The 5,602-nt window shown below is 62.3% G+C and carries 2 protein-coding genes; both read right to left on the bottom strand.

The genetic code is table 11. From position 1 onward, the window contains the following. Positions 1-204: 204 nt before the first annotated feature. Positions 205-4,494 carry a phosphoenolpyruvate synthase gene (locus HQL56_17765; protein MBF0311367.1) on the bottom strand — a complete coding sequence of 1,430 codons (4,290 nt, stop codon included), beginning with the start codon at positions 4,492-4,494 and terminating at the stop codon, positions 205-207. After that, a complete protein-coding gene (gene gap, locus HQL56_17760) occupies positions 4,491-5,495 on the bottom strand; it encodes a type I glyceraldehyde-3-phosphate dehydrogenase (protein ID MBF0311366.1) in 1,005 nt (334 codons plus the stop codon). Before gap ends, HQL56_17765 begins: the two co-directional genes overlap by 4 nt. Between the last annotated feature and the right edge of the window lie 107 nt (positions 5,496-5,602).

The following is a 5,602-nucleotide window of genomic DNA, read 5'->3' as shown; positions in this document are numbered from 1 at the left end:
GGGGTCCAGGGGGCACCCCTGGGACTTTTCCTTTCGCCGTTGACACGATCATGCCATGCTGGGCAGGGGCACGAAGACTTATCTTTAATTTATTCAAAAATATTCACAAAAAAGATCTCTATTGAACAACAAAGTAAAAGTCAAAAGACAGAACATTTCCTTTTTTTGATACTTAAAGGATAACATATTGAAAGGCGGCCCGGATCATTCCGCCATCGCCAGGGAGCGCGTCTCCAGCGGATGCCAGCCCCGCAACACCAATCCCCCCCGCCCGTCGATGCCGATCTCCTCCCCGTAGCGAATTTCATGCCCACCAATGGTGCAATGCTGCTCCCGAAAGATCAATTCCTCACAACCCACCACACAGGTCTTTTCCAGCCGCGCCGCCACAATGGCCGCATGCGAGGTCTGCCCCCCACGGGCGGTCAACAAACCATCGGCCCTGGAGATCTCGCGAATATCGTCCGGCACCGTATCGTAACGGATCAGAATCAAGGGCACACCCGGCTTTTCGACCCGCAACGCCTCGATCTGTTCCAGATTGAACACCACCAAACCACACAACGCCCCCCCGCTGACCCCGATACCCGTGCCCAAACGATGTCCGGCAATGTCCGACTCTCCCGAAAAACCCTTGAGAACCGGCAATCCCCCGCGCTGAGTCACCATGTCCCGTGTCTGCAACAGGAAGAGATTCTCCGCGCCGGGACCATCGAAGGTGAACTCCATCTCCTGGGGATTCCATCGTTTTTCATACACCAAATGACGGGCCAGCGTCAGCAATTTCTGAAAAATCTGCGGAAAACACCGCTCCAGCGAACTCTCCGGGTCACGTCCGTCGTAAAGACACTGCTCCAGAGAGATGGGACGGGTGGCCACCAGCCCGGAAACGATATCCTCCCCCTGGTTGCCGGGGGTGTAGTCGCCCCACAACACCACCCGGTTGAGGCGGTTGCGATAGGGATTGGCGGTGAACAAGACCCCGGTGCCCGCCGACTGATGCACGTTGCCGAAAACCATGCTTTGCAGCACCACCGCCGTGCCCCAGTCGTTGGCGATGTTCATGATGCGCCGGTATTCCGCCGCCTTGGGCGCGTTCCAGGATTTGACCACCTGGTTGATGGCGGCGTGAAGCTGCTCCCAGGGGTCGTCGGGAATGACCACCCCCTCGCGCTGGGCCCGCACCCGATAGGCCAGGGCCAGATCCCGCATCTGCTCCGCGCTGAACTCGCGCTTCATCTGCACGTTGCAACGTCGTTTGGCCTGGTGCATCAGCTCCGAGAAGAAGCTGCGCTCCAGATTGAAGGACATGCTCCAGGACTGCACGAAACGCCGGTAATTGTCCCAGGCGAAGAAGGCGCTGCCCGACTGACGGATCAGCCCGTCGACGATGTCGGTGTTGATGCCCACGTTGTGGATGGTCTGCATCATGCCGGGCATGGAGATCAGGGCGCCGCTGCGCACCGACAGCAGCAGGGGTCGCTCCGCATTGCCGAAGAGCAGCCCGCTGCGCCGTTCGATGAGGCGCATGTTGGCCTGCAACTGCTCGACGAAATCCTGCCACGCCGGCGGATAGAGGCGCACCACCTGACGGCAGCGGAAGAATTCGGTGGTGAGAATCACCCCCGGCGGCACCGGCGCGCCCTGATCCACCAGTTGCACCAGATTGAAGCCCTTGTTGCCCAGATCGATGAGGTTGCGGGTGTGGGGATTGGGTTTGTGCAGGTCGCAGAAGAGCTTGGCCGGATCGTAGCTCATGAGCTGATCCAGACCCCGGGTGGTCAAGCGCTTTTCCTGGGAGGAGAGGATGCGTCGCAGCCGGGAGATGAAGCGGTCGAAGGCCTGCAAACCGAAGGTCTCGCCGATGAGATCCCGCACCAGCGACTCCCCCACCCGCTCGATCAGGGTTTCGGCATCCCCGTTCCAGTGGTCGCGATAGCGGGCCACCAGCACCTCGCGGGTGATCAGCGGCACGATCAGGGCCAGATTGTTGCGGTGATGGGTCATGTAATAGGTGTCGATGGCCTCCTGCACCCCTTCGGCGAAGCCACGGAAGATGTCGACATACTGATGGTAGGAGAACTGGTTCAGCTCCAGAAAGCGTTCCAGAATGTCGAGGTGGTTGCGCAGCTTGCGGGAGGAGATGCCATCCAGATCGAGGGCCCGCAGGTAGAGACGCAGATACTTCACCACCCGGAAGAAGGCGGCCCGGGTGATGAACCCCTCGGGCAGACGCTCCACCAGCCGTTCCAGATGCAGATTGGCCAACTGCTCCAGGCGAAACGACAGGGAGAGGGCGTCGAACTTCTTCTCCTGATAGCGCCCGTAGACCGACGGGATATCCACGGCGATATGGCGTTTCTGGAAGATCTCCTCCTTGGCCGGATAGACCTCGGCGCTGAGAATCACCGCCTTGAGGGCTTCGAGGGTGGTCAGCAGCAGCTCCAGGGAGGGCTCTTCGCCGGGTTTGGCCTGCAAGGCCTTGAGCAGCGGCTTGACCTCGGAAAGCCCGTCCCGCACCGCCGTCACCAGCATGGCCTGCAAACCGCGATAGCCCAGATTGTATTTGAGGTGCAGCAACTGATAGAGGCGGATGAGCAGGAACAGGCGACGCCGCTCCCGGGGGGAGATGGATTCCACACCGTCGATGTAGGCCAATGCCTCTTCCAGGGGCCAGGTCAGCAACTGGGTTTCGCTGTGAAATCCCTTTTCGGCGAAGAGCCGGTTGAGCAGCTCGTGAACCTCGCGGAAACAGGGACCGGCCGGTTCCAGGCTGCCGGTCAGCGCCTCGGGAAAGCCGTTTTCCAGTACCTGGCGCTGCCCGGTACGCCAGTAGCGCAGGATCATCTCCGCCTGATTGACGATCAGGTTGGTGGAGTCGACATGGCACTGTTTGCGCAGAAAATGGATCAGGTGATCCTGGCGGCGGGTGCTTTCGTCCAGTTCGGTGGAGACATCGCGCAATTCGCCTTCCGCGCCGATTTCGTTGAAGAAGACCGGCAGCAGGCGGCTGAACTGTTTGACCAGATTGTAGACCGGGCGGATGTCGCTGTTGAGCAGTCGGGTGACCTCTTTCTGGAAGAGGTCGGTGTCGCGAATGCAGGTGCCGGTCAGCTTCAGGTTGATGATCAGGGCGGAGAGCAGGGTTTGGCACCACCAGGGGTGGCGGGTGATCAGGTTGAGCCAGACGCGGATGTTGTGCAGGTGGGCGGGATTGCGCAGGGGTTGCCAGTCGCTGCCGACGCCGCGAAAGCCGCTGTACTGGAAGCCGAAACGCACCACCTGGCCCAGAAAGGCCTCCAGCAGGCGGCTGTTGTTGCGCCCCAGGATGTCGCGTCCCAAAGCGTCGATGCACTGCAGGGCGGTGGTGGGGTAGTTGACCACGTTGGCGTTGAGGAAATTGAAGGTGCGGTCGAGAAACTCCCGCAGGGCTTCGTAACTCTGCTGCAACTGCACCAGATGCAGGAAGCTGCGAATGATCTCCCGCAGGGTCTCCTCGTGGATCAGGGAGAGGCCTTCGGTCTCCATGATATGGAACATGAAGCGCAGCTTGCGGCCTTCGATGAGGCGCTGGGTGTTTTCGTTGTGTTCCCCGCCGTTGGGTGCGCCCAGCTCCCGGGTGGCGTTGCGGTAATGGCGCAGCATGTCCAGATAACCCGGCAGGCCCAGCAGCTCGGTCAGACCTTTCACATGCGGGTCGGCGGGATCGTCTTCCGCCGAGGTGGGCAGGGTGGTGAGCAGTTGCCCTTCGAGGCGGCGCAACTGGCGCAGATGCTCTTCCAGCAGGCGGTGGGAGATGGCTTCGATCGATTTGGCGCCGGGCTCCCAGTAGCTTTCCGGATCCTCCTGTTCCAGCCAGTAGAGGTAGGTGGTTCGCAGCGGGGTGATCAGCATGTCGCGGAAGGCGACCGGGTCGAGCGGCATGGGTCCGGGCAGGGTTTTGATCACCTGCAGCAGGTTGCGTCCGGTGCGGGCCAGGCCGTAGTGGCTTTGGGCCAGCAGCAGCTGGTGTTTTTCGGGCAGCGCGGCCAGGCGGCGGAAGGTTTGGTCCAGAAAGGAGGCATGGGCCTGCAGCTCGGCGGGCGCGAGGCGTTCGGTGAGTTTTTCCAGGTAGGCGGTCACTCCTTCCAGGGCCGAGAAGCTGAGCAGCGGGTTATCCACTTCGGCCAGCGCCTGGAAGAAGAAATCGGCGAAGAGGCGGGCGCAGTGTTCGCCCTGGGGATGGGCCCGGTAGCGAAAGGCCTGATCGGTGACGAAACGGCGTAGATCGGGCAGCAGCAGCGACCAGTTGCGATAGGGGTGGTTCAGCTCTTTCAGCAGCTTTTCCAGCCCGGTTTGGATGCCTTCGTAGCCCTGCACCACCTGGCGCAGGATCTCCTGCCGGGGCAGGATGGGCACGGGTCCGACGGCGGTTTCCTGGAGGTTGGCGATCAGGGCGTCGGAGAGGGGCGGCAGCTCCTCCTCTTCCGTGGCGGGTTGCGCCGTATCGCTCATGCGAGTTCCCGGGCGACCATGTAGCGCAGCAGGTCCAGCACGCGGTTGGCGTAGCCCCATTCGTTGTCGTACCAGCTCATCACCTTGACGGTGTTGCCGATGACGCGGGTGGTATCGGCGTCGTAGACGGCGGAGTGGGTATTGCCGACGTAGTCGACGGAGACCAGGGGTTGGTCGCTGTAGCCCAGATAGCGGTTGGCGCTGGCGCGATAGGCGGCGTGGACCTCTTCGACGGAACAGGGGCGTTTGACCTGGGCCACCAGGTCCATCAGGGAGACATCGGGGGTGGGCACGCGCACGGCGAGGCCGTCGAGGCGGCCTTTCAGGGCGGGCAGCACCCGTCCGATGGCGGCGGCGGCGCCGGTTTTGGTGGGGATCATGGAGACGCCGGCGGCGCGGGCGCGGCGCAGGTCGGCATGGGGTCGGTCGAGCAGGGACTGATCGGCGGTGTAGGCGTGCACGGTGGTGATCATGCCGTGTTCCAGGCCGAAGTGGTCGAGCAGGACTTTGGCGGTATGGGCCAGGCAGTTGGTGCTGCAGGAGGCGTTGGAGACGATGCGGTCGTAGCGGGGATCGTATTCCGATTCGTTGATGCCCATGACCAGGGTACGCATTTCGCCGTTGGCGGGGGCGGTCAGCACGACGCGCCGGGCCCCGCCCTGGAGGTGGCCGCGAACGGCATCGGGCTGGATGAATCGTCCGGAGGCTTCGACGACGTAGTCGACCCTGGCGGCTTGCCAGGGGATGGCTTCTGGCACACCTGCGCCGAAATAGGAGATAGGCTCTCCGTCGATTTCGAGGCCGTGGCCGGTGGTATTGACCTGGGCGGGGAAGTTGCCGTGGACCGAATCGTAGTGCAGCAGATGGCGTGCGGTTTCGGGCGGCATGGGATCGTTGATGGCCACGATGGCCAGGTCTGCGAACAGGGGGTCTTTACGTTGCGCCCGGAGGATGCTGCGTCCGATGCGGCCAAATCCGTTTATGCCAATGCGGGTGGTCATGTCCGTGCCTCGACTTCTCCAAAAACCTCCCCCCGGAGGGGCGGAACCGATTGCCCTGCAACTGTAAAGGAGAGGAGCCGGAAATGCCAGATGCGGGGAGAGGGGGG

The sequence above is a fragment of the Magnetococcales bacterium genome, assembly GCA_015231925.1.
GTDB lineage: Bacteria > Pseudomonadota > Magnetococcia > Magnetococcales > JADGAQ01 > JADGAQ01.
The sequence above is the reverse complement of the archived record's forward strand: the minus strand, read 5'-3'. Positions and strand labels throughout refer to the sequence as shown.

Excerpts from the sequence above, each read along its gene's own strand:
- HQL56_17765 (MBF0311367.1), bottom strand. The coding sequence starts at position 4,494 with ATGAGCGATACGGCGCAACCCGCCACGGAAGAGGAGGAGCTGCCGCCC.
- gap (MBF0311366.1), bottom strand. The coding sequence starts at position 5,495 with ATGACCACCCGCATTGGCATAAACGGATTTGGCCGCATCGGACGCAGC.